The organism is Catonella sp. (genome assembly GCF_052169795.1).
In the GTDB taxonomy this organism is placed as follows: Bacteria; Bacillota; Clostridia; order Lachnospirales; family Lachnospiraceae; genus Catonella.
Genome location: NZ_JBQNBU010000159.1, coordinates 1 through 2,984, shown reverse-complemented (window position 1 = coordinate 2,984; position 2,984 = coordinate 1). Strand labels below are relative to the sequence as shown.

Annotated in this window: 3 protein-coding genes and 1 pseudogene; all 4 read right to left on the bottom strand. The window is 35.3% G+C overall.

Going from position 1 to position 2,984, the window contains the following annotated elements:
* On the bottom strand, positions 1–385 hold a 385-nt coding region (locus tag ACTTKP_RS11960), incomplete at its 3' end, for a DUF711 family protein (protein ID WP_442554112.1).
* 83 nt (positions 386–468) lie between these two features.
* Positions 469–741, bottom strand: a complete 273-nt coding sequence (locus tag ACTTKP_RS11955) for an ACT domain-containing protein (protein WP_442554111.1) — start codon at positions 739–741, stop codon at positions 469–471.
* A gap of 65 nt (positions 742–806) precedes the next feature.
* Entirely contained in the window at positions 807–1,640 is an 834-nt protein-coding gene (locus tag ACTTKP_RS11950; protein WP_442554110.1) for an MBL fold metallo-hydrolase, read from the bottom strand.
* A pseudogene (locus ACTTKP_RS11945) lies at positions 1,633–2,984 on the bottom strand (cell division protein FtsA); the annotation flags it as partial. The pseudogene ACTTKP_RS11945 and the gene ACTTKP_RS11950, both read right to left, overlap by 8 nt.

Here is a 2,984-nt window from a genome sequence, read left to right as displayed (position 1 = left end):
CAGCAGGAGTACTTCCCTTAGATACGAGTGCAGAATATCCACCTATGAAATTAACTCCTGTATCTTCTGCTGCCCTGTCAAGAGTCTTGGCAATCGAAACAAAATCCTCTTCAGACTTACAGGCAGGATTCCCTACAAGGGCTATAGGGGTAACTGATATTCTTTTATTAACAATTGGAATTCCAAATTCCTTACCGATTTCATCCCCCGTTTTGACCAAGTTCTTAGCGGTTTCAGTTATTTTCTTATAAATATTTTCATTTAATTTTTCTAAATTATCTGTAATGCAATCTAAAAGACTAATGCCAAGTGTGATAGTTCGCACATCTAAATGCTCATTCCATATCATCTCATTTGTCTCAAATACCTCACCTAATGTAATCATAAACTTCTCTTAACCCCCATATCTTTGATAAATTTTTATCAATACGGTAACTGTTATATCATCCGCTTCCACACAGCCATCAATTAAACACGATGCATTTTATCAAATATTTCTTCTCTTTGAATATTTGCTTTAAAATCACATTCTTCGCCAAGTTTCATAAATCCGTCTACTACAGATGAAAACTCATTATCAACTCCTGAAATATCAACAATAAGCATAATGTTAAAGAAACCACCTACTATTGTCTGAGAAACATCAAGTATGTTAATTTCTTTTTCTGCAAGATAGTTACAGATTTCTGCAAATCTTCCCACACTGTCCTTACCCACTGCCGTAATTACTGCTCTTTTCATATAGTCTCCATTCCTCGGTTTTATACCAATATTATAAACTATTTCAAACTAAATACTACAATCTTTTAAATAATAGGAGATTTGATTACAACTTTTTCGGAAATATTATTTCTATTTGCAACTGAAATCTTAGTATACTCCTCATAGTTCTTATGCTTCATAAAAAGCTCACATCTTACAGTTTCCAACGCTAATTCCGGCATATTATTATCCTCGCTCAAATGACCTAAAAATATATGCTGCATATTCTCATTCCATATCTTTGTTATCAGCTTTCCGGAATTTTCATTGGATATATGTCCCTTATCTCCCAAAATCCTTCGCTTTAACTGAAACGGATACCTCCCTGCTTCAAGCATTCTTTCGTCATGATTTGCCTCAACTACCATTGCATTAGAGCCTCTGAGCCCCTCTTCAATTTCGTCTGTAACCATTCCAAAATCGGTACATACTGATACCTTTGTTCCGTTCTTTATAAAACTGAAACCTAAAGGTTCTGCTGCATCATGTGGAATATTAAAACAATTTACTTCAAAACCATTTAAGTCAAATGCACAGTTTGCATAAATTTTATGCATTATTTTTTTGTAACTATTGTCAAACCCCCTGCACTTGGTTATTGCCAAAAGTGTTCCAAGACTTGCAAATACAGGTATCTTATATTTCTTCATAAGCATCATCAGTCCATTTATATGGTCTGTGTGTTCATGAGTTATAAATATTCCTTTTATATCTTCAACTCCTACAGAGAGTTCATTTAAGCCTTCCACTATTCTTTTACAACTTATTCCACAGTCTATAAGTATATTATTTCCTGATAAATCTCCTATAATGCTGGAATTACCACTGCTTCCACTGGCTATAGTCGAAATCCATAAATTATTTTCGCTATTACTCACTCCAAGCTATCCTAATCTGATCACCATCATGCACCGGTGAAGTAAAGTCCATATCACTCACACCATTTATTTCAAGTATCAGCCTTCCTCTATATTCACTCATATCAAAAGGATAGAAATCAAGCACATCTACAAGTAAATAATGTATCTTTCCCTTGAGTGTAACTAATGTATCATTTACCTTAACTGTCACATCTTTTGCTGATGGATTAGATATTATCCCTGTATCCGATTCATTTTCTAAGTTTTCTGCCGGTGCTTCCATAACTGCCACTCCTGAGCCTAAACTAAATGTATCAACAGGCTTATCTATATTTGTCTCAGGCTGTGGTACATCAGCTAAAGTAGGAGTTGCAATAGGTATTGAAATTGCATCCTCTCCCGTACCGAAGATAATTGCATCTGCTGTCTCTGTATAAGAAGGTTCCTGTACAAAATTAATATCTATTACAGGTTCTTCATCTATGTAATCGTCATCCGGCAGGTCCTCATAACTGCTGTAAGCCATATTCTGCCCTACCTCATCTTCTACATAAGAGGCATTATCAGTAACAGTGAAATTAGCATAGATTTTTGTATTCTCATCAGCAACCATATTATTAACCATAATACCGCTATGGTAAGGAAGATCCAACATTTCCATAATCTGCTGCAATGTATAAAAATTCCTTATAACTACATCGTCACCATCAGCTATTTCATAAAAACCCGACACTAAATTTCCATTTACTTCTGCAAGCTTCGGACAGCTTAATTCTTTTCCGTTAAAAATTATATTAAACGAACTGTCCATCTCTCTAATCTTACTTACCAAAAGCTTAGCCGGACTTCCTTCAGTAGATGGTTTAATTGTAATAATATCATTCTTAGAAATAGGCTTACTAATGCTTACAACATTACCGTTCAGCCTGATTTCAGCAGGTTCTCCCACCTCTCCTCTTTCGCTTCTCCTTGAACCGTCCAAGGTATAATGTATGGATTTACCACGCTTAGGAAAGAGATCATCATTTGAAAATCCGTCACGGCTTAATACATCATAAATAGTAAGTCTGTTATTATCATAAAGTTTAATTCTATTTCCGTTTAATGTAACATAGATGAAATTATTTCTAGCTTCATAATAGCTGTAGCATATACCTATAGGAGTAACGAGGAGCGGATCTTTTACAATGTTCTCATCTACAAATTCAACCTCACCGAGTACCTCTTTGCCTCTAAGTGCTACCCTGTCATTCTGAAGTCCAAGTATCTCTGCTATATGCTCTGTAAAGCCTTTTACCTTACCTCCGCCTCCAACTACAAATACTGCACTTACAGACTTTCCTCCATTTAATTCCTTAATCT